The organism is Janthinobacterium sp. J1-1 (genome assembly GCF_030944405.1).
Taxonomy (GTDB): domain Bacteria; phylum Pseudomonadota; class Gammaproteobacteria; order Burkholderiales; family Burkholderiaceae_D; genus Janthinobacterium.
The window spans coordinates 1,230,906-1,254,668 of sequence record NZ_CP132339.1 but is presented as its reverse complement, the minus strand read 5'-3'; the positions used below and the strand labels follow the sequence as shown (position 1 = coordinate 1,254,668).

The window sequence follows — 23,763 nt, the reverse complement described above, 5'->3', positions numbered from 1 at the left end:
GATTAGTGAGCTTCCTTGTTATTGTTTGAACCAATCAAATGCTGCACGGCCCGTTCCATTTTCATGAAGCGGGAGCCCTTGATCAATACTGTTGCATCCGATTGGGCCGCCAGCAGCGCATCGAGCGCCGCCAGCAAACCGTCGAACTGTTCGAAATACTCCACGACCGTGCATGTCCGCGTACCCTGCGCGGCAGTGACCATATGGCGCGTCAGGCCACCCGTCGCCAGCACGTGTTCGATGCCTTTGGCGGCGGCGTAGGCGCCGATCTCTTCGTGGAACTGCTGTCCTTGCGTGCCCACTTCGCCCATTTCGCCGAGCACCAGGATGCGCGGCGATGCGGCCTGCGCCAGCACGTCGATCGCGGCGCGCGCCGAATCGGGATTGGCGTTGTAGGTGTCGTCGATGACGGTCGCGCCGTTCAATGCCCGTTTTTGCTGCAGGCGGCCGGCCACCGGCGCGAACGCTTCCAGGCCCTGCTTGATGGCGTCCAGATTGACGCCGGCGCCGACTGCGCAGGCGACGGCGGCCAGCGCATTTTTCACGTTATGTTCGCCGGCCGCCTGCAGGCCGACAAAAAACTGCTGCACGCCGTCCTGCTCATCACGCACGCTGACGAACAGGTCGCTGCCGAAGTCCTCGGCGGCGCGGTGGGTGCAGCTCACTTCGGCGTCTTTCGACAGGCCGAAACGGATCACGCGGCGCTCACCCGCCAGCGCCTGCCACAGCGGCGTGAACTCGTCGCCATGCGGGAACACCGCCACGCCGTCTTGCGGCAAGGCGGCCAGCACGGCGCCGTTCTCGCGCGCCACCGCTTCCACCGTATGCATGAATTCCTGGTGTTCGCGCTGGGCGTTGTTGACCATCGCCACGGTCGGCTCGGCGATCGCCGCCAGGCGCGCGATCTCGCCCGGATGGTTCATGCCCATTTCGATCACGGCCGCGTCATGGTGGGCCGCCAGGCGAAACAGCGTCAGCGGCACGCCGATTTCATTATTCAGGTTGCCGCGCGTGGCCAGCCGGTCCTGCTCGCCGAAGGCGGCGGCCAGGATGGATGACAGCATTTCCTTGACGGTGGTCTTGCCATTGCTGCCGGTGACGCCGATCACGGGCAGGTCGAACTGGCGGCGCCAGAAGCTGGCGATGCGGCCCAGCGCCGCCAGGGTGTCGGGCACGACGATGGCGGCGACCTTGTTTTCATCCCAGCCTTCGGGCAGGGCTTCGACGATCACCGCCGCCACGCCCTGGCGCGCCACATCAGCCAGGAAATCGTGGGCGTCGAAACGTTCGCCGCGCAGGGCGACGAACAACGCGCCAGCGCCGGCCTGGCGGCTGTCGGTCGTCACGCCCACGAATGGCGTGTCGAGACGGCCTGCCAGGCGCGCGCCGGCCAATGCCAGCAATGGCAGCACTTGTGCGAGTGTCGCGTGCACGGTCTGCTCCATCAATTGGTCCTCATCATGGTCAGGCGCGCCGACAGCGCCAGCTGCGCGTGGTCGGCGTCGGAAAACGGCAGTTTCTTGCCCTTGATTTCCTGGTACGGTTCATGGCCTTTGCCGGCCAGCAGGATCACGTCCGGCTTGGCGGCGTGCTTGATGGCCGACAGAATGGCGGCGGCGCGGTCTTCGATCGCCTGCGGCTGCGGGCCGTCCTGGCGCATGCCGGCCACGATCTGTTCGATGATGGCGTGCGGATCTTCGCTGCGCGGATTGTCGCTGGTGACCAGCACATGGTCGGCCTGCTGGGCGATGGCGCCCATCTGCGGGCGCTTGCCCGGATCGCGGTCGCCGCCGCAGCCGAACACGCACCACAACTGGCCGCCGCGGTCCTGCGCCACCTGGCGCAAGGCGACCAGGGTTTTTTCCAGGGCGTCCGGCGTATGCGCATAATCGATGACGATCATCGGCGCTTCCTGGCCGCCCACCTGCTGCATGCGGCCCGGCGCCGGCAGCAGCGCTTCGATGGCGTCGAGCGCCGCGCGCAAAGCCACGCCATGCGCCAGCAAGGCGCCCAGCACCGCCAGCGCATTGCTGATATTGAAGTGGCCCACCAGCCGGGTTTTCACCGGCGCGGTGCCCAGGCTGCAGTCGAGCTGGAAGTCGGTGCCGGCGTTACGGCTGCGGAACTGGCTGGCGCGCAGCATCAATACGCCCGGCAGGTCCGGCACGCTGGCCGCATCCTGCAAGGTGTAGCCGATCACGGGAATTTCGCCAGCAGGCTTGCCCGCCACATGCGCGGCCAGGCGCAGGCCCATCGCGTCGTCGAGGTTGATCACGGCCGTTTTCAAGCCGGGCCAGTCGAACAGTTTGACTTTCGCCGCCTCGTAGGCCGCCATGTCGCCATGGTAGTCGAGGTGGTCGCGCGTCAGATTGGTGAACATGGCGACGTCAAAATGCATGCCGGCCGCGCGGTCCTGGTCCAGGCCGATCGACGACACTTCGATCGCCACCGCCTGCGCGCCGCCGTCGCGCAGCACGGCCAGTTTCCTGGCCAGCAGCACGGCGTCGGGCGTGGTGTAGCCGGTGACGTCGAAATCGATCTCGCCGCGCGCCTTGCACAGGCCCACGCCCAAAGTGCCTATTACGGACGAGGTCTCGCCCAGGCGCGCCAGGGCCTGCGCCAGCCACAGCGCGCACGAGGTCTTGCCGTTGGTGCCGGTCACGCCGGCGCTGAACATGGCCTGGTCGGGCATGCCGTAATAGGCGTGCGCGATCGGACCGGCCTGGCGTTTCAGGTCGGGGACGGCCAGTAAAGGCACAGCGAGATGCGGCACTTCCGGCGCGAGGTCGCCCTCGGCGTCGTCATGCACGATGGCAGCAGCGCCCAGCTTGATGGCCGCGTCGATAAAGCGGGTCGCGCCGGCGTAGGCGAAAAATACATCGCCGCGCTGCACGCGGCGGGAATCGGAGGTCAGCTGCGCGCCCGGGGCGGCAGCCTTGATCCACGAACTGATGTCTTGTATGGTCATGAGTAACTTCACATGGCCTCCGGGCCGGCATTGGCCGGAACCACGATTTCGGTAACGGAGGAATCGGGCGGTACGTTCATCGCGCGCAGCGCGTTGGTGGCAATCGCCGCGAAAGCGGGAGCGGCGACCTGGCCACCGTAGTGATACAGGCCGGTCGGTTCATCGATCATCACGGCAATGATGAAGCGCGGCGCCGACATCGGCACCATGCCGACGAAAGAGCCGATGTATTTGCGCGGCATCGCATAGCGGCCGTTTTCCACCTTGTAGGCGGTACCGGTCTTGCCGCCCACGCGGTAGCCGGCGACCTGGGCCCGCTTGGCCGAGCCGTGCGGACCCGACACCACCAGTTCCAGCATGGCGCGCATGTCGGCCGCCGTCTTCGGCTTGATCACCTGCTGGCCGACGGGCAGCTCGGTGACCTTTTGGAACGACAGCGGGATCGTGTCGCCGTCGCGCGCGAACATCATGTAGGCGCGCGCCAGCTGGATCAGCGAGACGGAGATGCCGTTACCGTAGCTCATGGTCGCCTGCTCCACCGGGCGCCACGACTTATATGGACGCACGCGGCCGGCGACAGCGCCGGGAAAACCCCATTTCGGCTGCTGGCCGAAGCCCACCTTGGTAAACATCTCCCACATTTCCTGCGCCGGCATGCCCAGCGCGATTTTCGAAGAGCCGATATTGGACGACATTTCGATCACCTGCGCCACGCTGATCACGCCATGCGCGCTGGTGTCTGTAATGGTGCGGTCGGCAATCGTGTAGCGGCCGGCGCCCGTGTCGATCAGGGTGCCCGGCTTGACGCGGCCCGTGTCGAGCGCCAGCGAGACCGTGATCGGCTTCAGCGTGGAACCCGGTTCGAAGGTGTCGGTCATGACGCGGTTGCGCAGCTGCTGGCCGGTGAGTTTCCTGCGGTCGTTCGGATCGTAGCTCGGGTAGTTGGCCAGGGCCAGCACTTCGCCCGTGTGCACGTCGAGCACCACCGCGCCGCCGGCCTTGGCATTGTATTTTTCGACCGCTTCCTTCAGCTGGGTAAACGCGATGTACTGGATCTTGCTGTCGACCGACAGGGTCAGGTCCTTGCCGTCGTGTGGTTCGTGGATGAAGCCGATGTCTTCGACGATATGGCCCAGGCGGTCCTTGATCACTCGGCGGCTGCCGGTGGTGCCGACCAGGGTTTTCTGCTGCGCCAGTTCCATGCTTTCCTGGCCGACGTCTTCCACGTTGGTAAAGCCGACCACGTGGGTCATCACTTCGCCCTGCGGATAGAAGCGCTTGTATTCCTTGCGCTCGTCGATGCCGTCGATGCCCAGCTTGTTGATCTTGTCGGCCACGTCCATCTCGACCTGGCGTTTCAGGTAGACGAAGCTGCGGTCCGAATCGAGCTTCTTGCGCAGTTCGGTGACATTCATTTCCAGCAGGTTGGCCAGCGCCGTGATTTTCTCGGGCGGCGCCTGCAGCACGTCGTCGGGAATCGCCCAGATGGCTTTCACGGGCACGGACGAAGCGAGCACCTGGCCGTTGCGGTCGGTGATCTTGCCGCGCGTGGCCGGCAATTCCAGGGTGCGCTCATAGCGCGCCTTGCCCTGCTTCTGCAAGAATTGGGTGGAGACGCCCTGCAGCCACATGGCGCGCGCGCCCAGGCCGGCAAAGGCGAAAAACAGGCAGAACAGCACCACGCGCGAACGCCACACCGGCAGGCGCACGGCCAGTACCGGATTTTTCGAGAAGGGCACGCCTTTCGAGGCCGCCACGCGGCCGCCGCTGCCGTTGCTGCCCAGCTTCATGGACCGCCCTCCGTCAGGTATTGCGTGCGCGCCGCCGTCAGCGGCGTCATGCTCAGGTCGCGCCGCGCGATCGCTTCGATGCGCTCATGCTTGCCCAGGGTCGACTGGTCCAGCTGCAGCTGCGCCCAGTCGATATCGAGCTGGCGCGACAACGCTTGCGCGCGCTCGAGGTCGATCAGCAGGTGGCGCGCCTGGTACTGCGCGTTGACCAGCGACAGGCCGCAGGCGACCAGCAGGGCCGACAGCACGATACTGAGCTTGCCAGTCATCGCGCGCCGCCCGTGGCAGAGGAAGAGACAGGCAGCGGCAAACGCTGCGCCACGCGCATCACGGCCGAACGCGCGCGCGGATTGCCTTCGATCTCGGCATCGGACGGCTTCATTTTCGAAATCAGCTTCATTTCCGGCTGCGGCAGGTCGACCGCGCGGATCGGCAGGCGGCGGTCGGGCTGCTCGACATTCGCCTTGGAGGCGAAGAAGCGCTTGACCATGCGGTCTTCCAGCGAATGAAAGCTGATCACGGCCATGCGCGCGCCGGGCGCCAGGCAGGCATAGGCCTGGTTCAGGCCAGTCTCGAGATCCTCGAGTTCCTTGTTAATGAAAATACGGATTGCCTGAAAGGTGCGGGTAGCGGGGTCCTTACCCTTCTCGCGGGTCTTGACGGCCCCTGCCACGATGCCGGCAAGCTGTCGTGTGCTTGAAATTGGCTGCACTGTCCGGCCAGCAACAATCGCCTTTGCAATCTGAAAAGCAAACCGTTCTTCCCCATAATCGCGTATCACTTTCTCTAAATTCTGCTCGGTCTCCACCGCCAGCCAGTCGGCTGCGGAGATGCCGCGCGTGGTATCCATGCGCATGTCCAGCGGTCCGTCGTTGCGGAAGCTGAAACCGCGCGCCGCATCGTCGACCTGGGGCGACGAAATGCCCAGGTCGAGCAGGATGCCGTCCACCTGCCGCACGCCACGCGCGGCCAGGCTGGCCGTCATGGTGGCGAAACTGTCGTGGACGATGTCAAAACGGGGGTCGAGAATCTGTTCGGCGGTGGCGATCGCCTGCAAGTCCTTGTCGAAGCCGATCAGGCGCGCATCGGCGGCCAGGCGCGACAGGATCAGGCGGCTGTGGCCGCCGCGGCCAAACGTGCCATCGACATAGATGCCGTGCGCGCGTTCGCCCGAGAGGTCCAGCGCATCGACCGCCTCATCAAGCAGCACCGTGCGATGCTGAAATTCCGGCACCGTGAGTAGTGTCATTACGGAGCCTTAGAAAGAAAAATTGGAGAGTACATCGGGAGTGCCGCCAGCGATGGCTTGCTGCTCCTGTTCGGCCAGGGTGGCGGCGTTCCATATTTCAAAGTGGCTGCCCATACCCATCAGCATCACTTCACGCGACAGGCCGGCGGCGCTGCGCAATTCAGGCGAGATCAGCACGCGGCCCGCCGAGTCCAGCTCGACGTCGACGGCGTTGCCGAGAAAGATGCGCTGCCAGGCCCGCGCCGACATCGGCCATGCGGCGATTTGCTGGCGGTGGCTTTCCCACACGGAGCGGGGGAAAAACAGCAGGCAGCCATCGGGGTGGCGGGTCAGGGTCATGCGGCCTTCGCATTGGATGGCGAGCGCGTCACGGTGCTTGGCAGGGATAGACATCCTGCCCTTGGCATCGAGACTGATAGCGGACGCGCCTTGAAACACGTAAGACCTTTTTGAGCTTGGGCTGTGGCGCCTTTGGCGTCACCCTGACCAGGGAAAATTTCCCACAAAAACACACTTTTTCACACAGTTGACCACTTTAGAGTAAGCACCGAGGGTGGTCAAGCGGTTTCCGATTGGCAAAACTTGAATTTTATTAATGAAATTAAGGACTTAGCGCATATCGTTGAAGGAGTCTCAAAATAAAATATATCGATAAATTAGATACTTATGACAGATAGTGAATGTGCTACCTCATCTGCACACATGTGTTTTCCTACCGTAAACATAGAAAATTACGAAATGGAAAAATTGGAATTTTTGCAGGTAGTTGACGTGGAACAATAGTTTCGTTGCGCAAGCACCGACGCAGGGGGCGCTGGTGATTCTCTTGTTTTAGAGCAAAATTTGTTCTATTTTCGTCTATCAACAAGGTTTTTCAAGGCCAGCGTTCCAGCTGCGCCGAATTTTTTCATTACAGCAATTAATTAATAATCAGCAATTTTATATAAAGAATCATCTTGCCTTGTATATACAACTTTATTGTATCACTTGCCTGTACAGCAATAAAAAAAGCCCCCTTGCGGGGGCTTCTTCGATGCTTCCTGGCTGGCCAGGAAACGCAAATTCAAGTGAAGCAGGCCGATAGGCCGGATTTTGTTACGGCGCCTTGCCTTGCGGATCGGCGCTATGACAGTCATTCCTCTAGGCGCCGGATTACTCCGGCGCTCAAGCTTTCTACCCGCACGCTCCGCGAGCAGCATCATCGCGTGCCTATTTGAAATTGCACCAGGTGGAGGTTACCGCGTTTCACCGTAACTTAATACGCTCGTCTCTGTGGCCCTGTTCCTCGCCTTATACTTTGCAGCTTTCAGCGGACGGCCGTTAACCGTCACCCCGCTCTATGGAGTCCGGACCTTCCTCCCGCCGGTGCATTGCTGCACCAGCCAGCGACTGTCTGGCCTGCTTCACCCGCCATTGTACCGCGCCGCAGCATGATTGCGCAAAAAGCCGTGGCGTGCGCCGGGCGATTGTGAAATTCGGTGTCGCCATTTCAAAAGCCGGCTGAAAACGGCTCCCCTAAAATGGCGCAAGCTGCACGCTTGCCCGCTTTTTTTCACCCTCCTTGCCATAAAGAGCCGAACATGACGCAATCCTCCCGTACCGGCGGCCAGATCCTGGTCGACGCCCTGCAGATCCACGGTGTCGACACCGCCTTTGGCGTGCCTGGCGAAAGCTATCTCGATGTGCTCGACGCCCTGCACGAGTCCAGCATCCGCTTCATCATCAACCGCCAGGAAGGCGGCGCCGCCTTCATGGCCGAAGCCTACGGCAAGCTGACCGGCAAGCCCGGCATCTGCTTCGTCACGCGCGGCCCGGGCGCCACCAATGCTTCGATCGGCGTGCACACGGCCTACCAGGATTCGACCCCGCTGATCCTGTTCATCGGCCAGGTCGGCAATGATTTCGTCGACCGCGAAGCGTTCCAGGAAATCGACTACCGCCGCATGTACGGCCAGATGGCCAAGTGGGTGGCGCAGATCGACCGCGCCGAGCGTATTCCCGAATACCTGGCGCGCGCCTTCCAGGTCGCCACCAGCGGCCGGCCCGGTCCGGTGGTGCTGGCGCTGCCGGAAGACATGCTGATCGCGCTGGCCACCGTGGCCGACACGCGCGCCTACCAGCCGGTGCAGGCGTCGCCATCGGGCAGCCAGGTCGGCCAGCTGCGCGCCATGCTGGCCGAGGCTAAGCAGCCGCTGCTGCTGCTGGGCGGCGCTACCTGGACGGCGCAAGCCTGTCTTGATGTGCGGCGCTTTGCCGAGGCCAACCACCTGCCCGTGGCCTGCGCCTTCCGCTTCCAGGATCTGCTCGACAATGCACACCCCAACTATATAGGTGACGTCGGCATCGGCATCAACCCGAAGCTGGCCGCGCGCGTCAAACAGGCCGACCTGGTGATTGCGCTCGGTCCGCGCCTCGGCGAGATGACCACCGGCGGCTATACCCTGTTCGCATCCCCGGTGCCGCGCCAGCGCCTGGTGCACGTGCATGCCGACGCCGAAGAGCTGGGCAGCGTCTACCAGGCCGAGCTGATGATCAACAGCGGCATGGCGCCAGCCTGCGCCATGCTGGCCGCGATGGAGCCGGTCGACGCCGCCGCCTGGCGCCACACGCCGGCCGAAGCGAAAGCCGAGCTGGCCGCTTACCAGCAGCGCCCGCCGATTTTCCAGGATGGCCAGGCGCCGCTGGACCTGTGGCAAGTCACGCAGGACATCATGGCGCAGGCGCCACGCGACACCATCATCACGAATGGCGCCGGCAACTATGCCTCATGGGCGCACCGCTTCTACCGCTACGGCGGCATGCGCACGCAGCTGGCGCCGACCAATGGCGCCATGGGCTATGGCGTGCCGGCCGGGATTGCCGCCAAGATCGTGCAGCCGGAACGCACGGTGATCACCTTTGCCGGCGACGGCGAATACCTGATGAATGGCCAGGAACTGGCGACTGCGGTGCAATACGGCGCCGGCGTGGTGATCATCGTCTTCAACAACCAGATGTTCGGCACCATACGCATGCATCAGGAACGCGATTACCCGGGCCGCGTCTCGGGCACCACCTTGCACAATCCCGATTTTGCGGCGCTGGCGCAAGCCTATGGCGCGCATGGCGAAGTGGTCAACGCCACGGAAGAATTCGCCCCTGCCCTGCGCCGCGCGCTGGCGCACGCCGGCGAGAAACGGCTGCCGGCCCTGATCGAGCTGCGCTATGACGGCAACCTGATCACGCCGAACGCGACCCTGGACACCATCCGCGCCCAAGCTGAGCTGGCGAAGCAATAAGGATCGGACTCAGGCCACCGGCATTTCCGCGCTGGCCGGCGCCGCCGGCGCGGCAGGTTCGGCCGGTTCTTCCGGCGCCGGCTTCACGGCAGGGCATGGCGTGCAATTCTTCAACGGCCGGCCAAAGTCGGTGATGCGCGACAGCTTCATCGGCATGCGCACATTGCCGCCGCAATAATCGCCTTCCAGGGTCAGGGTCTTGCCGTCCTTTGAAAACTTGCCGGCGATGGTGCGTTCTTCATTGTCGGCGCCGGCGATGGTAAAGTCGAAGGCGCCGGTGGCGGCGTCGAGGTTGACATCGTTGGCGACGATCGGCCAGCTCAGCGAGCCGGCCGTGAATTCATAGATGACCGTATCGGCCTCGGCAAAGCGGTGCAGGGTGACGCGCTGTCCGCCGATTTCGCCGCTGTCCTTTTGCAGGCACAGGTCGGAATACACGGCCACGCCATAGCGCGCCAGCCCGGCTGGCTGCTTGTCTTTGGTAACGGCCAGCGCGGCGTCCGCGGCGCCCATCATCAGCAAGGCCAGCAGCAAGGCGCCCAGGCGCGGCGAATTTCTTTGGTACATGACATTTCCCCTACTTTATTAACAGCAATATTGTAACTGATGTCGCAAATGCAAAAACGCGCCGCCAGACCATAGTCTGACAGCGCGTTTTTATCACGGCGGGCATCCGCAAGCGGACACCCTGTGTGGCGGACTACGCTTGCGCGTAGTTCAGCTTAGAACGAGTGACGAACGCCAACGTTCAAGGCTTGATCGCCCGAACCGGCATTGCTGTAGTTGCCAACAGTGAAGCCTGCGTTGTTTTTGTTCGAGATCTTGGCGTACGAAGCGTAGGTGCTGGTACGTTTCGACAGAGCATACGAGTAGCCCAGTGCGAACTGGTTCGCATCGGCGTTGGTGCCAGCTTTGTCGTTGACGTGGATGTACGAAGCCATCACGGTGCCAGCTGGACCAACTGGTACGGTTGCGCCGATCAGTGCGGTGGTGCTGTCATTGCTGGCAACAGCCGACAGGTTGGTCAGGCTGTAAGCCTGGCGGTTGGTGTTGTTGCGCACTGCGCTGTTCAGGCCTTTGTTGACGCCGTAAGCGACATAAGCTTTAGCCACTGCGAAATCGTAGTTGGCAGCTGCCAGCCAGTTGCGGCCGCTACCGGCTTCTACAACGCCAGTGCCAGCACCGTTTGCCACGTCGTTCGAGGTGCTGTTGAAGGCGATACGTGCATTCAAAGGACCGTTCGAGTAACCAGCCGATGCGCCAACCTTGCGGCCGATTTTGCTCGACAGCGGGTTTTCATTGCCATTGGCAGCGGCGCTGTAAGCAACATCAGCGTCAAAGCCGTTGTAGCTAGGCGATGCGTACATCACGGTGTTGCTGGTGCGGGTGTTCGCTGGGAACAGGTTTTTTGCGGAGCCAGCGTAGCCAACTGCGAATGGATCAGCAACTTTCGACAGGGTGTTGTACCAAGGCGTGTATTGACGACCCAGGGTCAGGGTACCGGTGGTTTTGCTGCTCAGGCCAACGTAGGCTTGACGATTGAACAGGGTACCCGATACGTCTTGCTGACCGTTGTCAACGCTGAAGCCCGATTCCAACAGGAAAATAGCCGACAGGCCATTGCCCAGATCTTCGGTGCCTTTGAAGCCCAGACGCGAGGCCGAACCAATGCCGCTGTCCACTTTGTTCACGGTGCCGTTAACACCACCGCGCTCGCTGACGAAACCAGCGTCAACGGTACCGTAGATGACAACGCTCGATTGAGCTTGGGCTACGCCGGTGGCTGCTGCCAGGACTGCCAGGGTGATCAGAGTTTTTTTCATTGCATGTTTCCTTTAATTTTTTGAAGCAAAAAGTAATACAGCCTATGCATCTCGAGCTGCGCTCTAGCAGAGCGCTTTTTATGAGTGAGGGCAAGGTCTCCACCTGCCACTGCTGTTCCGGTCGGAGGAACAGTCATATTGGACTCGGCACGCTATTGCACCGATTAGCTTGAAGGCTGCATAAGACCGTATTTCGTGCGCCAGTTCGGGTGCTCAAGCGGCACCGGAAGCGGCACTATAACGATCGTTGCGCATTCCATCAAGTTCCAACATGTTACTTCCGGTACCAAGCCTGGGGCGTTTTACGACCCCCTCACTATCGCCAACCGTACTGCGCGACAGAGCCACTGCCCCTTGCCAATCAATGCATTGGCCTGATTGACCATTTCATCATAGCGCATGCCTTTCAGGAACCCGTTGTATTAGCGCAACAGTAGCAGAGCCATGATTAAAACATCAACATGCTTCAGCCATCATTTATGCTTACCTATTTACGCGACAATGCACACAATTTGTAAGGTGATAATGGATGAACGGGACGAAGCATACACCCCCTCGTCAAACTTTGCAGGCGACCCCTCAAAAACGCACCAAAAGGCGCGCCAATTTGGTGCAATGACGCATGATTGAAGGGCGTAGCAAGAAATGCCGGGCTCCCTTGAGCAAGGCTGGAAAGAGACCGGATGAGCAGGAAATTACTGACTCTCCGGTAATTTAAATGAGCTTGTTGGAAACATTTTCACCCGCTTCAGCACCGCTGCAGCACACTGTAACAGCGAACATGACAGCGACTTTTGCTTGCAAAGTTCAACACATTTGAAACAATTTCTTACAATGTTAATTCTTGAATATTTTGTCATTTTTGTTGCTTAAAAACGACAATTTGATGTAAATCAACTGATTTATTGTTCTGGTCAGCAATATTTTCTTTTTCTTTTAAAAAATTTGCCGACGGATTACGGCTTGTTTCGCGCTTCAAAAACGCCGGGCGCGCCTGAGCAGGCGCATGAAACCACCGGGTACCGGAAGTTTTTCATCCAGTTTCCCCGGTTACGTTCCGGCAGTCGCGGTGCAGCGCCGCCCTGCCCCGCGCATCGACACGCACCTGCGCAGGCGGCACCGATGCCGCCCGGTGATCCACGCGCACTCGCCCGCCGCATCCTCAATCTTGCCGTGCATGGCGCGCCGGCTGAATCGGTACATATATATACATGCCCGTTGATGGCCATGGATATACATGCCCGTTGATGGCCATGGCAGCGGCGCGGCGCAGCCTGGCAAGTGTGGGCGGGCGCACGGAAGCCTGGCCTGGCCAGCGGCACGCGCAATGTTGCCAATCCGTGAAGTGGCGGGCACGCTCTGGTAGAATAGGCCGATCCATAGCGTCCGGCGCCGCCGGGCCAAGCGCAAGCACCCGCCACCACATACCCATGTTTAGTTTCTTCAAGAAAAAAACCGCCTCTCCCGAGGCAGCGCCCGTCACCGTCGAACCTGTCATTCCTGCCGCCCCGGTGGCACCGCCGTCCCAGCCTGGCGCCCTGTCCGGCGCGCCGGCCGAACTGGTACCCGTGATCGTGGCCGCCGAGCCGGAAAAGAAATCGTGGATGACGCGCCTGAAGGCCGGCCTGTCGAAAACCTCGAATACCCTGTCGGTACTGTTTGTCGGCGCCAAGATCGACGACGCCCTGTATGAAGAGCTGGAAGCGGCGCTGCTGATGTCCGACGCCGGCATCGACGCCACCGATTACCTGCTGACGGCCCTGAAAAAGAAAGTCAAGGAAGACAAGCTGCTCGACGCCGCCGCCGTCAAGGCCGCCTTGAAAGTGCTGCTGATCGATCTCTTGAGTCCGCTGGAAAAACGTTTCGAACTGGGCCGCCACAAGCCGCTGGTGATGATGATCTCGGGCGTCAACGGCGCCGGCAAGACCACCACCATTGGCAAGCTCGCCAAGCACATGCAGTCGAACCGGCAATCGGTGCTGCTGGCCGCCGGCGACACCTTCCGCGCCGCCGCGCGCGAGCAGCTGATGGTCTGGGGCGAGCGCAACAACATTACCGTGATCTCGCAGGAATCGGGCGACCCGGCCGCCGTGGCCTACGACTCGGTGCAGTCGGCCAAGGCGCGCTCAATCGACGTGGTGATGGTCGACACGGCGGGCCGCCTGCCGACCCAGCTGCACCTGATGGAAGAACTGAAAAAGATCAAGCGCGTGATCGGCAAGGGCATGGAAGGCGCGCCGCATGAAACCTTGCTGGTGATTGACGGCAATACGGGCCAGAATGCGCTGACGCAAGTCAAGGCGTTCGACGACGCCCTGCAGCTGAGCGGCCTGGTGATTACCAAGCTCGACGGTACCGCCAAGGGCGGCGTGCTGGCGGCGATCGCCCGCGTGCGTCCGGTGCCCGTGTATTTCATCGGCATCGGTGAAAAAATTGAAGACTTGCAGCCTTTCGTGGCTGCCGAATTTGTCGAAGCCTTGCTCGGATAAACCTGCCCATCACATGATTGAATTTCAGCACGTCTCCAAACAATATACTTCCGATGCGGTGGCCCTGAGCGACATTTCGCTGAGCATCGCCAAAGGCGAACTGGTGTTCCTGGCGGGGCCGTCCGGCGCCGGCAAGTCCACCCTGCTGAAAATGATCGCCGCCATGGAGCGCCCCACCTCGGGCAAGCTGATCGTCAATGGCCAGGACATGGCCAAGCTGAAACCGGCCGGCGTGCCTTTTCTTCGCCGCAATATGGGCCTGATCTTCCAGCAGCAAAAACTGCTGAACGACCGCTCCATCCTGGCCAACGTCATGTTGCCGCTGCTGGTGGTCGGTGCGCACAAGGCGGCGGCCGAACAGCGCGCCCGCCGCGCGCTCGACAAGGTCGGCCTGCTCGACCGCGCGCTGGCGCGGCCGCTGTCGCTGTCCGGCGGCGAGCAGCAGCGCGTGTCGATCGCGCGCGCCATCGTCAACCGTCCGCAGATCATCCTGGCCGACGAGCCGACCGCCAACCTGGACCGCGCCAGCGCCAACAAGGTGCTCGAGGCCCTGAAAGCGTTTCACTCGGTGGGCGTGACCTGCCTCATTTCCAGCCACGACGAACAGATGCTCGACGCGGCCGCCCGCGTGATCCACCTGAAAAACGGCCAGCTGGTGGCCATCGACAAGGCCACCGAGGCACCCGTGTTCGCCACGCCCGACCCCGATTTCGCGCCCAAGCCCGATGCCGACGATATACAGGGAGAAGACGCATGAGAGGCTGGTTCCGCCAACACCGCTTTGCGCTCGGTTCGGCGCTGATTCATTTGCGCAAGTCGCCCGGCGGCTTCCTGCTCAACGTGCTGGTGGTGGCGATTGCCCTGTCGCTGCCGTTTGCCGGCCTGACCATGCTCGACAATGTGCGCCCGATGTCCGAGCAGATGTCGGTCGATCCGGAAATCAGCGTGTTCATGAAAATCGATACGCCACGCGAACAGGCGAGCGGCCTGGCCGGCGAGATGCGCAAGATCGTGCACGACCCGAAAGCGAAAATCGTCTTTATTCCGCGCGAAGACGCGCTCGAGTCGCTAAAAAGCAAGAGCGGCCTGGCTGACGTGCTCAACACCCTGGGCGACAATCCGCTGCCCGACAGTTACGTACTGAAACTGAACGCCTTCAATACCGCCACCGAAGCGCAGGATGTCGATGCGGTGGCCGAACTGCTGCGCCAGCTGCCCGGTGTGGAATCGGCACAAGTCGATTCGGCCTGGGTCAAGCGTCTGGCCGCGCTGCTGGGCGTGCTGCGCCTGGTGCTGCTGCTGCTGGCCATTACCCTCGGCGTGGCCGTGATCGCGGTGGTGTTCAATACCATCCGCCTGCAGGTGATGACGCAGCGCGACGAGATCAGCATCTCGAAACTGATCGGCGCCACCGACACCTTTATCCATCGCCCGTTCTATTACACGGGCGCCCTGCTGGGCCTGTGCGCCGGCGCGCTGGCCCTGGGTGCCGTGGCGCTGGCGCTGCAACCGCTCAATACCGCGATTGCCGAATTTGCGCGCCTGTATGCCTCCGAATTCCAGATGACGCCGCTGGCGCCGCTGCCGATGGCGGGCCTCTTGGCCGTCAGCGCCGGCCTGGGCCTGATCGGCGCCTTCCTGTGCGTGCAGCGCCACCTGGCGCGAGTCAACTGACGCCACACGGGACGGTGCCTCTGGTGCCGTCCCATGCCCTCCTCCTGCAATACCCTTGATTTTTGACAAGTATTCTTAAGGCTCACTTCAGTTAGCCTGCGTAGAATATTGACATTGCCATAGGGAATGATATGCAGTTCTGCCATAGTTGCCATGGGCTACTGTGCAGCACTTTCAAGTCAGCCACAATCGGCGCACACTGGCGCCATCCCCCATGCAAGAACGCATTACCCAGACACCATCAGCCTTTCGAACGTCATAGTATTTTGGCTATCGGAGTGATTGGATGAGCTGATTGGCACTCTCCACCAGAGAGTGCTAATATATGTCAAACCAGTGAGCAGCGAGGCCAGGGCCGCCAGATGAAGATGGCGCCGCGCGCTGCAAACCGCAAGACCGGATACAGTAAAAAGAATGAAACTGGTCCCTGCCGCGTGGCAGGGCCGTATGGAACAAGCAAGACTACGAGGAGTAAACATGACTACGATGTCCGCATTGGTTCCCACCAAAAATAATGCGCTGAACCTTGGGTTCACCGGCAACCTGGGCAATATCGACGCCTATATTTCGGCCGTGAACCGTCTGCCCATGTTGACCCACGATGAAGAAATCTCGCTGGCGACGCGCTTGCGCGAAAAAAATGACCTGGCCGCCGCGCAGGAACTGGTGCTGTCGCACTTGCGCCTGGTGGTGTCGATCGCCCGCGGCTACCTGGGCTATGGCCTGCCGCATGCCGACCTGATTCAGGAAGGCAATATCGGCCTGATGAAAGCCGTCAAGCGTTTCGACCCGGACCAGGGCGTGCGCCTGGTGTCGTACGCCATGCACTGGGTGAAAGCCGAGATGCATGAGTACATCCTGAAAAACTGGCGCCTGGTCAAAGTGGCGACGACGAAGGCGCAGCGCAAGCTGTTCTTCAACCTGCGCAGCCACAAGACCGGCCTGGACGCGATGACGCCGAAGCAGATCGATGCGCTGGCCAAGCTGCTGGACGTGAAACGCGAAGAAGTGATCGAAATGGAAACGCGCTTGAGCGGCCGCGACATCGCGCTGGAATCGCCGACCGACGATGAAGACGACAAGTTTTCGCCGATCGCCTACCTGTCGTCGGAGCAAAGCGAGCCGACCAAGGTACTGGAAGCGGAACAGGTGACGCGCTTGCAATCGGAAGGCCTGGAAACGGCGCTGGGCAAGCTGGACGCCCGCTCGCGCCGCATCGTCGAAGCGCGCTGGCTGGCCAACGACGACGGCTCCGGCGCCACCCTGCACGCGCTGGCTGAAGAGTTCGGCGTATCGGCCGAGCGCATTCGCCAGATCGAAGTGGCGGCGCTGAAAAAAATGAAGGGCGCGCTGGCCGCGTACGTCTAAGTGATAGGCAGCACGCAGTAAAAAGGCGCCTCATGGCGCCTTTTGATTTTAATGGTTTGCCACCATCAGGCTGCCAGGCCTTTGGCAAGTACCTCGGCCACGAGTTCGTTCAAGTCCGCGCCACGCTCCTTGGCCAGGGTTTGCAGCTGCAACACCAGCTCGCTGTTGAGCTTGACGGCGAACGGCACCAGGCCCAGCGCCTGGTCGCGTTTGCGCTGTTCGCGGCGGTCGACGACCACCGCTTCCTTGCCGAAGGCGCCGGCGCCGGGAACATTCATCTTTCCCATCAACTTCTTGGCATCGCTTTTCGCCAGGGCGGTTTTTTTCATGGTTGTTTCCTGATTTTCAAAACAGCCATTCTACGCGATCGCCACCGTTAGCGGCCGGCATTGCCTCATATCAAGGCCGCGCCAGTCGCGCGCCGCGAAAATATCATCTTGTTATGATCAACCCATCTTATCCGTGAAGGCTACAAGCAAGGACGCCATCTGAAAGGAACCATATGCATCATCCGTATCACCGCCTCCCCACCTTCCTGCTGCCCCTGTGGCTGAGCGTGGCCCTGCTGGCCGGCTGCGGCGCCGCCACCAGCACCGGCGACGCGCGCAATACGCCACGCAGCGTGATCCATGTGCTGTCGCCCGGCGAGCAGGTCGCCATCACCGCCACCGACACCTTGAAACTCGACCGTGTCAACGACAGCCGCTGCCGCGCCGGCGCCGTGTGCGTGTGGAAAGGTTATGTCAGTTACAGCTTTACCCTGCTCCATAGCGCCGGCGCCACCGACCTGGTATTGTCCGATTCGATGCCGAATGGCGCCAGTTCCATCACCATCAATCACCTGACCTTCACTTTGCTCGACGTCGATCCGGCCACGCCGCCGCCCGTCGATGCGGCGATTCCCACCTACCGCGTCAAGGTCAAGATCACGCAAGGCACGCTCAAGCACTAGGGTCGTGGCGGCAACGGCTGTCCGACGGCGCCTGCACCCGGTCCCGCATGCCATAGTCGCGTACCACGCCGGCGATGCGCAGCCGGTAATCGTCGAATACACCGTGCCTGCCTGCGGCCTGCGCCGCGCGGTGCGCTTCGAGCTGCCGCCACCGCGCCAGCGCCGCCTCATCGCGAAAAAACGAGAGTGACAGCAATTTGTCGGGATCGCTGAGGCTGCTGAAACGTTCGATGGAAATAAAGCCGTCGACCTCGTCCAGCAAGGGCCGCAGCGCCGCCGCCAGCGCCAGGTAATCCGCGCGCCCCTGCGCGCTGGGCCATACCTCGAAGATCACGGCGATCACGCGGCCTCCGCTGCAGCAAACACAGGAATACGCGCATTCGGCGAGGCGCGGTAATGCCAGTCCAGCGGCAAGCGCCCCAGCGCACCGGACCAGGCCGCCAATATCGCCGCGACGATCGTTTGCGCCACCGCCTGCCCCGGACACAGGTGCACGCCGTGGCCAAAGCCCAGCCCTTCGCCGGCCAGCAGCACCACGATCAGTTGATCCTGGCGTATCGTCACGCCTTCCAGCTCGACGTCACAGGCGGCAAAGCGGCGCGTATTGTGGATCGCCAGCGTGGGCGCCCCGGTGCGCAGCGCCAGCACGCTGTTGCCCAGCAAACCCGCCGTCGCCTCGCAGGTCTGCGTCAGCAAGCCGATCAGGTTGGCCCTTTGACTGGCGTCAGCGTCAGGCAGCAAGCAGGCGAACGCCGCCTGCAAACCGCTGGCCGCCCGCTCGGCGCGCGCGATGGTGGCGCGGTCGGCGCCCACGGGCAGCGCGGCGACAAGCTCCTGGGTCCAGCGCGCGATGTGCGCGAAATCGGCCGGCGCAAAGCCCAGCAACTGCGCCACGGCAAACAGCGGCAGATCAAACATCAGCTGGTTCAATTGCGCGGCGCTGCCAGGCTGATGGGCGCGGGCAAGACGCGCCGTATCGTCATGCAGTCGCACCAGGTCCACCGCTGCCAGTCGCTGCATCAGCAAGCGCTTGGGACCTGCATGGCGCGCGCCGTCATTCATGCGCACCAGCTCGGCAAAAATCGCGCCGCAAGCAGTACCGATCAGGTGCAAGGGCACCGGCTGCCCGGCTGGCCGCACGCGCAGGTCAGGGTGCTCCAGCACGGCGGGTACGCCGCTGCCGGCCGCCAGCCAGCAGTCCAGCCCGGCGTCGAAGCGCAAGGGTGGCCCTTCGGCCAGACGGCGGTAGTAATCAAAAGGCGCGGCGTGCGTGACGGCGGCCAGCATATGGTCGGGATCGTGGGGGAACATGGCAACTCCGTTGCGTTGATGAATGGAGGCGAGTATGCTGGTCCTTTCGCTTCAACACTTCGCCCGGGGACGAATCATGGATGTCAATCTGAGCACTGCCGACGCCGGCCTGGCGCAACTGGCCGGCGCGATTGCCGAACCGGCCCGCGCGCGCATGCTGTGCAGCCTGCTCGACGGCCATGCGCGCACGGCCACGGAACTATCCGTGCTGGCCGAGGTGGGCGCCTCGACCGCCAGCGCCCACCTGACGCGCTTGTGCAAGGACGGCTTGCTGTCGATGGTGGCGCAGGGCAAGCACCGCTATTACCGCCTGGCCAGCGGCGAGGTGGCGCAAGCGCTCGAGGCGCTGCTGGTGGTGGCCGGTTTGCCGCGTTCCGTGTTTACGCCGTCCACGCCGGACCGCCTGCGCCATGCCCGCACCTGCTACGACCATATGGCCGGCACGGTGGCGGTCATTCTGCACGACCAGCTGCTGGCGCAGGACTGGTTGCGCGGCGACGACGGCAACTACCGATTGAGCGTAGCGGGCGAGATCGGCATGGCGGCGCTCGGCGTCGACACGGCGGCGCTGGCCGGCCAGCGCCGGCGCTTCGCCTGCGCCTGCCTGGACTGGAGCGAGCGGCGTTTTCATCTCGGTGGCGCGCTCGGTGCGGCCGTGCTGCAACTGGCGCTGCGCCAGGGCTGGGCCGAACGCGAACTCGACAGCCGTGCGCTGAAGGTCACGGCCGCTGGCCAGCAGCGTTTGCTGGCCGCATTTGGCGCCAGCTGAGCGGGGCGTTATCATCGTGCATTGAGTTGATTGGCAAGGCGCACCATGATCGAGTTCCAGGCACTCTCCAAACGCTACGGCAGTTTCGACGCCGTCAAGCCACTGACCCTGCAGGTGGAGCGCGGCGAAGTCTTCGGTTTCCTGGGGCCGAACGGCGCCGGCAAGACCACCACCATCCGCATGCTGATGGGCATTCTGGTGCCGAGCGGCGGGCGCGTGCTGATCGACGGCCTCGATTGCCACCGCGATGGCGCGGCCGTCAAGCGCAAGGTGGGGTATTTGCCCGACAATCCGATCTTCTACGACTACCTGCGCGGACGAGAAATATTGCAATTCGTCGCCGAAATGCATGGCTTTCCGCGTACGGAGGCCGCCGCGCGCGCTGCACGATTATTGACGGAATTCGGGCTCGACGAAGCGAGCGAGGATTTCGCCGTGAATTACTCGCTGGGCATGAAGAAAAAACTGGGCCTGGCCTGCGCGCTGATCCATGAGCCGGCCGTGCTGGTGCTGGACGAGCCGATCAACGGCCTCGATCCACGCGCCTCGCGCGACGTGCAGGAGCGTTTGCTGCGCATCGCCGCCGCTGGCACCACCATCTTTGTCTCGACCCACTTGCTCGACATGGCGCAAAAGCTGTGCAGCCGGGTCGCCATCATCCACCGTGGCGCGCTGGCGGCCACTGGCAGCTTGGACGAGATCCGCCAGCAACTGGCCAGCGCCGGCAGCCTGGAGGATATTTTCCTGCAGCTGACCGATGAGGCGAGCGCTGCGGACAGCACCGCATGATGGCCCCGCCCTCGACCTTGCGGGCGATCTGGCTGCTGATCCGTTTGCGCCTGCAGCGCCTGCTCAACCTCAGCGGTTCAGCCTTGCTGTTCCAGCGCGCTCAAGGCGGCAAGAGCCGCGCGGCCACGCCGGGCAAACGGCGCGGCCGCTGGCTCGTGGGCGTCTTGCTGATGGCGCCCATGCTGTTTTCGTTTGGGCACATGGCCCGCAACAGCGTGCTCAATCTGCACTGCCAGCTCGACGCCGTGGCCGCTTGCGGCCTGCATCACGCCATGCCGGCCGTGATCGCACACTTGAGCACCACACCGTTCAGCGCGGTGCTGCTGGCCGGCCTGACGTTTCAGTTGGCCTTGCTGTGGCTGGTCAGCGTGCTGGTGCCGCTGGGTACCGGCGACCTGGCGCGCCCCGACTGGGACCTGGAATGGCTGGTCACCCTGCCCGCTCCGGTAACTACCCTGCTGTGGGCGCGCGTGTTCGAGCGCAGCGTGGTCAATCCGGCCGGCCTGCTGGCCGTGCTGCCCACCACTACCATGGTTGCCTGGTATTCGGGCCATGGCTGGCTCTCGCCGCTGCTGGCGCTGGCCGTCAGCCTGGCGCTGCTCTTGCTGGCCGCCATGCTGCGCACCCTGGTCGACACGGGCCTGCGCCTGTCGCTGGCGCCATCGAAGCTGGGCAATTTGCAGGCGATGATTTCCATCGTGTCGCTGGCCCCCATGTATGCCGGCATGTCGTTCGGCATGGGCAAGGATGGCTTTGCGTTTGCCTGGGCCGCCGCCATGCCGGCCTGGAGCGCCTGGATGCCGCCCGGCCTGGTGGTGACCATGCTCAATGCGCAAGATACCGGTACCGCCCTGCTGGCGGCTGGCGCCTTGCTGGCGCAGTCGATCGTCTTGCTGGCGCTGGGCATGGCGATCTTGCGCCGCCAGCTGCGTCACGGCGTGGTCGGCTCAGGCCAGCGCGCCGGCGTGCGCAAGGCGGGCAACAAGCCCGTGCCGGTCCCGCCTGGCCGCTGGCAGATCGGCAGCGTGATCCAGCGGCGCGAACTGACCCTGCTCGGACGCGACCGCAATTTCTTGGTGCAAACCATGTTGCTGCCCCTGCTGATACTGGGTGGCCAGGTGGTCTTCACGGGCCGCCTGCACGATGTGCGCGAGCTGCTCGACAGCCCGGCCCTGGTGGCGTCGACCGGCTTTTTTCTCGGCACCTATACCCTGATGATGTCGGCCTTCCAGAACCTGAACAAGGAAGGCGGCGCGCTGTGGCTGCTGTACACCTTCCCCGCCGGCGTGGAACAGGCCTTGCGCGAAAAGGCCCAGCTGTGGGCGGTGCTGGCGATGCTCTATCCCCTCATCATGTTCGGCGTGGCGCTGGCATGGATGCCGGCCTGGCGCTGGGACATGGCGGGCCTGATGCTGCTGGCGCTGGCCGGCATTCCCCTGTATGCGGTGATCGGCGTGGCGCTGGGCGTGTTTGCCAGCGACCCGCTGGCCACGGAAGCGGCGGCAAAGATGCGCCCCGCATACATGTATCTGTACCTGCTGCTGACGGGTTTGTATATCGCCGCGCTGGCGGCCGGCAGCGTGGTGCAGCAGCTGGTGTTCGTGGTGCTCACGGGCGCGCTGGCGGTGGCCCTGTGGCAAAAGGCACGCGACGCAGTGCCATATCTGCTGGACCCGGCTGCCTTGCCGCCGGCGCGTGTCTCGGGCGCCGACGGCCTGATGGCCGCCATGCTGTTTTTCGCGGCACAAGTGCTGGTCTTGCTGATACTTCCGGGAAAAGGTCACACGACGATGCCGCAGGCCACCCTGGCCTTCGGCATCGCTGGCGTGCTGACCTATATAGCGGCACGCCTGGTCTACTGGCGCAGCAAGGCGGCCGGCGTGCCGCGCATATTCCAAGGGCACTCAACGTGGCGCCTCGCGCTGGGCAGCGCGGCGCTGGCCGCCGTATTCGGCGTCGGCTCTACCATGTTGCTGCACGCCTATGGCCTTGCCCCTCCCGTCTCACCCCTGCTCGATGGCAAGTGGAGCTGGCTGTGGCTGAGCGCGCTGGCGGTGCTGGCCGCCCCGCTGTGCGAGGAATTCATTTTCCGTGGCCTGCTGCAAGGCGGACTGCGCCGCTCGCTGCCAGCCTGGCAGGCCATCGTGACCAGCTCACTGGTCTTTGCCATCATGCATCCGCCGGCCTCGATGCTGCCGGTATTCGTGCTGGGTCTGTGCACGGGCTGGACCTATGAGAAGAGCGGCTCGCTGCTGGCGCCGATGCTGGTGCATGCCGGCTATAACGTGGCCATGCTGGCCTGCCAGTTCGCGATGCCCTGAAAGAAAATGGCCCGCACGATTGCTCGTGGGGCCATTCGCATCAGGATGATTCAAGCGTCCCGGGATCAGATCACCCGGCTGCGCCTGCGTAAGTAGCTGCGGCTTAATGCGCCTTCCAGTTCGCGCTCCGTTTTATGCTGGTTGACCGTGTACAGGGCCCACAGGGCCGCCGGCACCCAGCCGATCACAGTGCACTGCATGACCAGGGTGGCGGCGCCGGCCAGTGGGCGGCGCAACATGAAAAACGTGAGACACGGAAGTAGCAAGGCTATCAGCAATCGCATCACGACATACTCTCCTTCAATCAAAAGCAGCGGACAAGGGCCGGTATCCGGTCCGTCCCCTGCCCGCTGCGTACTGCTCCTTATAAATGCACGGTGATCTGCGGCATCAAATCATCGAATGTGCGGCCATTGCCGTTTTCGCCGATCGCGTGCATTTTCCATTCGCCGTTATGGCGGTACAGCTTGGCCATGATCTGCGCCGTGTGGGCGCCCTGGACCGACAGGTTGAAACGCGCGATTTCCTGGTTATTGCTGGCATTCAAAATGCGGCAATAGGCGTTTTCCACCTGCGAGAAGTTCTGGCCCGTAAAACTGTTGACGGTAAACACCAGGCTTTTCACGCCGGCCGGCACATGGGCCAGGTCGACATTGATCTGCTCGTCGTCGCCATCGCCTGCGCCGGTACGGTTGTCGCCCGTGTGAACGATGCTGCCGTCCTTGCTTTTCAGCTGGCGGAACCAGACGATATCGGACACCTTGTTGCTGTCGTCAAACAGCACGCACGAGGCGTCCAGGTCGACCGCTTCGGTTTTCGAGCCGAAGCCCAGGAAACCCTTGGTCTTGACCGAATCCCAGCCCAGGCCCATGGTGATGCGGGACAGGCTGGTGCCAGCTTCCTTGTCCAGAGAAATCTTCTGGCCCTTGCTCAAATTGACAGACATACGCATTGCTCCTGTTTGGTTAGTTGTTGAGTTGAC

22 protein-coding genes and 1 other RNA gene are annotated in these 23,763 nt (G+C 62.7%); 9 read left to right on the top strand and 14 right to left on the bottom strand.

Features of this window, described 5'->3' with window-relative positions; genetic code table 11:
• Window positions 1-2 precede the first annotated feature (2 nt).
• The 7 genes from murF to rnpB all read right to left on the bottom strand — a co-directional run bounded on the left by murF (window position 3) and on the right by rnpB (window position 7,412).
• Window positions 3-1,433: a UDP-N-acetylmuramoyl-tripeptide--D-alanyl-D-alanine ligase gene (gene murF, locus Q8L25_RS05665; RefSeq protein ID WP_308923946.1), complete on the bottom strand. Its 1,431-nt coding sequence runs from the start codon at window positions 1,431-1,433 to the stop codon at window positions 3-5.
• 11 nt (window positions 1,434-1,444) lie between these two features.
• Complete coding sequence (locus Q8L25_RS05660; protein WP_308923945.1) at window positions 1,445-2,968, bottom strand: UDP-N-acetylmuramoyl-L-alanyl-D-glutamate--2,6-diaminopimelate ligase; 1,524 nt, start codon at window positions 2,966-2,968, stop codon at window positions 1,445-1,447.
• Between the two features lie 8 nt (window positions 2,969-2,976).
• Window positions 2,977-4,758 (bottom strand): penicillin-binding protein 2, encoded by a 1,782-nt coding sequence (locus tag Q8L25_RS05655; RefSeq protein ID WP_308923944.1) that lies wholly within the window; start codon window positions 4,756-4,758, stop codon window positions 2,977-2,979.
• A complete protein-coding gene (gene ftsL, locus Q8L25_RS05650; RefSeq protein ID WP_094443314.1) occupies window positions 4,755-5,027 on the bottom strand; it encodes a cell division protein FtsL in 273 nt (90 codons plus the stop codon). The genes Q8L25_RS05655 and ftsL overlap by 4 nt, the downstream gene beginning before the upstream one ends.
• A complete protein-coding gene (rsmH, locus tag Q8L25_RS05645) occupies window positions 5,024-6,007 on the bottom strand; it encodes a 16S rRNA (cytosine(1402)-N(4))-methyltransferase RsmH (protein ID WP_308923943.1) in 984 nt (327 codons plus the stop codon). The genes ftsL and rsmH overlap by 4 nt, the downstream gene beginning before the upstream one ends.
• A 9-nt stretch (window positions 6,008-6,016) precedes the next feature.
• On the bottom strand, window positions 6,017-6,445 hold the full coding sequence (gene mraZ, locus Q8L25_RS05640) for a division/cell wall cluster transcriptional repressor MraZ (RefSeq protein WP_308923942.1): 429 nt from the start codon (window positions 6,443-6,445) through the stop codon (window positions 6,017-6,019).
• 627 nt (window positions 6,446-7,072) lie between these two features.
• Window positions 7,073-7,412, bottom strand: an RNA gene (gene rnpB / locus Q8L25_RS05635) — RNase P RNA component class A.
• A 175-nt stretch (window positions 7,413-7,587) separates the two neighbouring features.
• Here rnpB and Q8L25_RS05630 point away from each other — a divergent pair.
• Entirely contained in the window at window positions 7,588-9,285 is a 1,698-nt protein-coding gene (locus Q8L25_RS05630) for a thiamine pyrophosphate-binding protein (protein ID WP_308923941.1), read from the top strand.
• Window positions 9,286-9,294: 9 nt separating this feature from the next.
• Here the strand turns inward: Q8L25_RS05630 and Q8L25_RS05625 are convergent, their stop codons facing one another.
• Window positions 9,295-9,852, bottom strand: coding sequence for a hypothetical protein (locus Q8L25_RS05625; RefSeq protein WP_308923940.1), 558 nt, complete (start codon window positions 9,850-9,852; stop codon window positions 9,295-9,297).
• A 155-nt stretch (window positions 9,853-10,007) separates the two neighbouring features.
• On the bottom strand, window positions 10,008-11,108 hold the full coding sequence (locus Q8L25_RS05620) for a porin (protein WP_308923939.1): 1,101 nt from the start codon (window positions 11,106-11,108) through the stop codon (window positions 10,008-10,010).
• Between the two features lie 1,430 nt (window positions 11,109-12,538).
• On the opposite strand from Q8L25_RS05620, the gene ftsY reads away from it, so the two are divergent.
• From ftsY to rpoH, 4 genes are all read left to right on the top strand, one after another.
• Entirely contained in the window at window positions 12,539-13,597 is a 1,059-nt protein-coding gene (gene ftsY, locus Q8L25_RS05615) for a signal recognition particle-docking protein FtsY (protein ID WP_308923938.1), read from the top strand.
• Between the two features lie 13 nt (window positions 13,598-13,610).
• Window positions 13,611-14,354, top strand: a complete 744-nt coding sequence (locus Q8L25_RS05610; RefSeq protein ID WP_308923937.1) for an ATP-binding cassette domain-containing protein — start codon at window positions 13,611-13,613, stop codon at window positions 14,352-14,354.
• The gene (gene ftsX / locus Q8L25_RS05605; protein ID WP_308923936.1) at window positions 14,351-15,271 is read left to right on the top strand and encodes a permease-like cell division protein FtsX; all 921 of its coding nucleotides are present in this window, start codon (window positions 14,351-14,353) and stop codon (window positions 15,269-15,271) included. The genes Q8L25_RS05610 and ftsX overlap by 4 nt, the downstream gene beginning before the upstream one ends.
• A 477-nt stretch (window positions 15,272-15,748) precedes the next feature.
• A complete protein-coding gene (gene rpoH / locus Q8L25_RS05600) occupies window positions 15,749-16,639 on the top strand; it encodes an RNA polymerase sigma factor RpoH (RefSeq protein ID WP_094443304.1) in 891 nt (296 codons plus the stop codon).
• Between the two features lie 65 nt (window positions 16,640-16,704).
• Here rpoH and Q8L25_RS05595 read toward each other — a convergent pair whose 3' ends face one another.
• Window positions 16,705-16,968: a hypothetical protein gene (locus tag Q8L25_RS05595; RefSeq protein ID WP_308923935.1), complete on the bottom strand. Its 264-nt coding sequence runs from the start codon at window positions 16,966-16,968 to the stop codon at window positions 16,705-16,707.
• Between the two features lie 173 nt (window positions 16,969-17,141).
• Here Q8L25_RS05595 and Q8L25_RS05590 point away from each other — a divergent pair, with 173 nt between their 5' ends.
• Window positions 17,142-17,591, top strand: coding sequence for a hypothetical protein (locus Q8L25_RS05590; protein WP_308923934.1), 450 nt, complete (start codon window positions 17,142-17,144; stop codon window positions 17,589-17,591).
• On the opposite strand, the gene Q8L25_RS05585 is transcribed toward Q8L25_RS05590, so the two are convergent.
• The gene (locus tag Q8L25_RS05585) at window positions 17,581-17,934 is read right to left on the bottom strand and encodes an antibiotic biosynthesis monooxygenase (protein ID WP_308923933.1); all 354 of its coding nucleotides are present in this window, start codon (window positions 17,932-17,934) and stop codon (window positions 17,581-17,583) included. The two genes, Q8L25_RS05590 and Q8L25_RS05585, sit on opposite strands and share 11 nt — an antisense overlap.
• A complete protein-coding gene (locus Q8L25_RS05580) occupies window positions 17,931-18,902 on the bottom strand; it encodes a cytochrome P450 (RefSeq protein WP_308923932.1) in 972 nt (323 codons plus the stop codon). Before Q8L25_RS05580 ends, Q8L25_RS05585 begins: the two co-directional genes overlap by 4 nt.
• Window positions 18,903-18,978: 76 nt before the next feature.
• On the opposite strand from Q8L25_RS05580, the gene Q8L25_RS05575 reads away from it, so the two are divergent.
• From Q8L25_RS05575 to Q8L25_RS05565, 3 genes are read left to right on the top strand one after another with little or no spacing between them, the layout of a single operon-like run.
• A complete protein-coding gene (locus Q8L25_RS05575) occupies window positions 18,979-19,671 on the top strand; it encodes a helix-turn-helix transcriptional regulator (RefSeq protein ID WP_308923931.1) in 693 nt (230 codons plus the stop codon).
• A 45-nt stretch (window positions 19,672-19,716) separates the two neighbouring features.
• On the top strand, window positions 19,717-20,460 hold the full coding sequence (locus Q8L25_RS05570) for an ABC transporter ATP-binding protein (RefSeq protein WP_308923930.1): 744 nt from the start codon (window positions 19,717-19,719) through the stop codon (window positions 20,458-20,460).
• Window positions 20,457-22,781, top strand: a complete 2,325-nt coding sequence (locus tag Q8L25_RS05565) for a type II CAAX endopeptidase family protein (RefSeq protein WP_308923929.1) — start codon at window positions 20,457-20,459, stop codon at window positions 22,779-22,781. The genes Q8L25_RS05570 and Q8L25_RS05565 overlap by 4 nt, the downstream gene beginning before the upstream one ends.
• Before the next feature lie 65 nt (window positions 22,782-22,846).
• Here Q8L25_RS05565 and Q8L25_RS05560 read toward each other — a convergent pair whose 3' ends face one another.
• Window positions 22,847-23,020, bottom strand: coding sequence for a proteolipid membrane potential modulator (locus tag Q8L25_RS05560; protein WP_065308411.1), 174 nt, complete (start codon window positions 23,018-23,020; stop codon window positions 22,847-22,849).
• 125 nt (window positions 23,021-23,145) lie between these two features.
• On the bottom strand, window positions 23,146-23,727 hold the full coding sequence (locus tag Q8L25_RS05555; protein ID WP_308923928.1) for a TerD family protein: 582 nt from the start codon (window positions 23,725-23,727) through the stop codon (window positions 23,146-23,148).
• Window positions 23,728-23,763 lie beyond the last annotated feature (36 nt).

Bases quoted from the DNA above. Each gene is read 5' to 3' on its own strand.
- Q8L25_RS05660 (WP_308923945.1), bottom strand. From the start codon at position 2,968: ATGACCATACAAGACATCAGTTCGTGGATCAAGGCTGCCGCCCCGGGC.
- Q8L25_RS05655 (WP_308923944.1), bottom strand. From the start codon at position 4,758: ATGAAGCTGGGCAGCAACGGCAGCGGCGGCCGCGTGGCGGCCTCGAAA.
- ftsL (WP_094443314.1), bottom strand. From the start codon at position 5,027: ATGACTGGCAAGCTCAGTATCGTGCTGTCGGCCCTGCTGGTCGCCTGC.
- rsmH (WP_308923943.1), bottom strand. From the start codon at position 6,007: ATGACACTACTCACGGTGCCGGAATTTCAGCATCGCACGGTGCTGCTT.
- Q8L25_RS05630 (WP_308923941.1), top strand. From the start codon at position 7,588: ATGACGCAATCCTCCCGTACCGGCGGCCAGATCCTGGTCGACGCCCTG.
- Q8L25_RS05625 (WP_308923940.1), bottom strand. From the start codon at position 9,852: ATGTACCAAAGAAATTCGCCGCGCCTGGGCGCCTTGCTGCTGGCCTTG.
- Q8L25_RS05620 (WP_308923939.1), bottom strand. From the start codon at position 11,108: ATGAAAAAAACTCTGATCACCCTGGCAGTCCTGGCAGCAGCCACCGGC.
- ftsY (WP_308923938.1), top strand. From the start codon at position 12,539: ATGTTTAGTTTCTTCAAGAAAAAAACCGCCTCTCCCGAGGCAGCGCCC.
- Q8L25_RS05610 (WP_308923937.1), top strand. From the start codon at position 13,611: ATGATTGAATTTCAGCACGTCTCCAAACAATATACTTCCGATGCGGTG.
- ftsX (WP_308923936.1), top strand. From the start codon at position 14,351: ATGAGAGGCTGGTTCCGCCAACACCGCTTTGCGCTCGGTTCGGCGCTG.
- rpoH (WP_094443304.1), top strand. From the start codon at position 15,749: ATGACTACGATGTCCGCATTGGTTCCCACCAAAAATAATGCGCTGAAC.
- Q8L25_RS05595 (WP_308923935.1), bottom strand. From the start codon at position 16,968: ATGAAAAAAACCGCCCTGGCGAAAAGCGATGCCAAGAAGTTGATGGGA.
- Q8L25_RS05590 (WP_308923934.1), top strand. From the start codon at position 17,142: ATGCATCATCCGTATCACCGCCTCCCCACCTTCCTGCTGCCCCTGTGG.
- Q8L25_RS05580 (WP_308923932.1), bottom strand. From the start codon at position 18,902: ATGTTCCCCCACGATCCCGACCATATGCTGGCCGCCGTCACGCACGCC.
- Q8L25_RS05575 (WP_308923931.1), top strand. From the start codon at position 18,979: ATGGATGTCAATCTGAGCACTGCCGACGCCGGCCTGGCGCAACTGGCC.
- Q8L25_RS05570 (WP_308923930.1), top strand. From the start codon at position 19,717: ATGATCGAGTTCCAGGCACTCTCCAAACGCTACGGCAGTTTCGACGCC.
- Q8L25_RS05565 (WP_308923929.1), top strand. From the start codon at position 20,457: ATGATGGCCCCGCCCTCGACCTTGCGGGCGATCTGGCTGCTGATCCGT.
- Q8L25_RS05560 (WP_065308411.1), bottom strand. From the start codon at position 23,020: ATGTTGCGCCGCCCACTGGCCGGCGCCGCCACCCTGGTCATGCAGTGC.
- Q8L25_RS05555 (WP_308923928.1), bottom strand. From the start codon at position 23,727: ATGTCTGTCAATTTGAGCAAGGGCCAGAAGATTTCTCTGGACAAGGAA.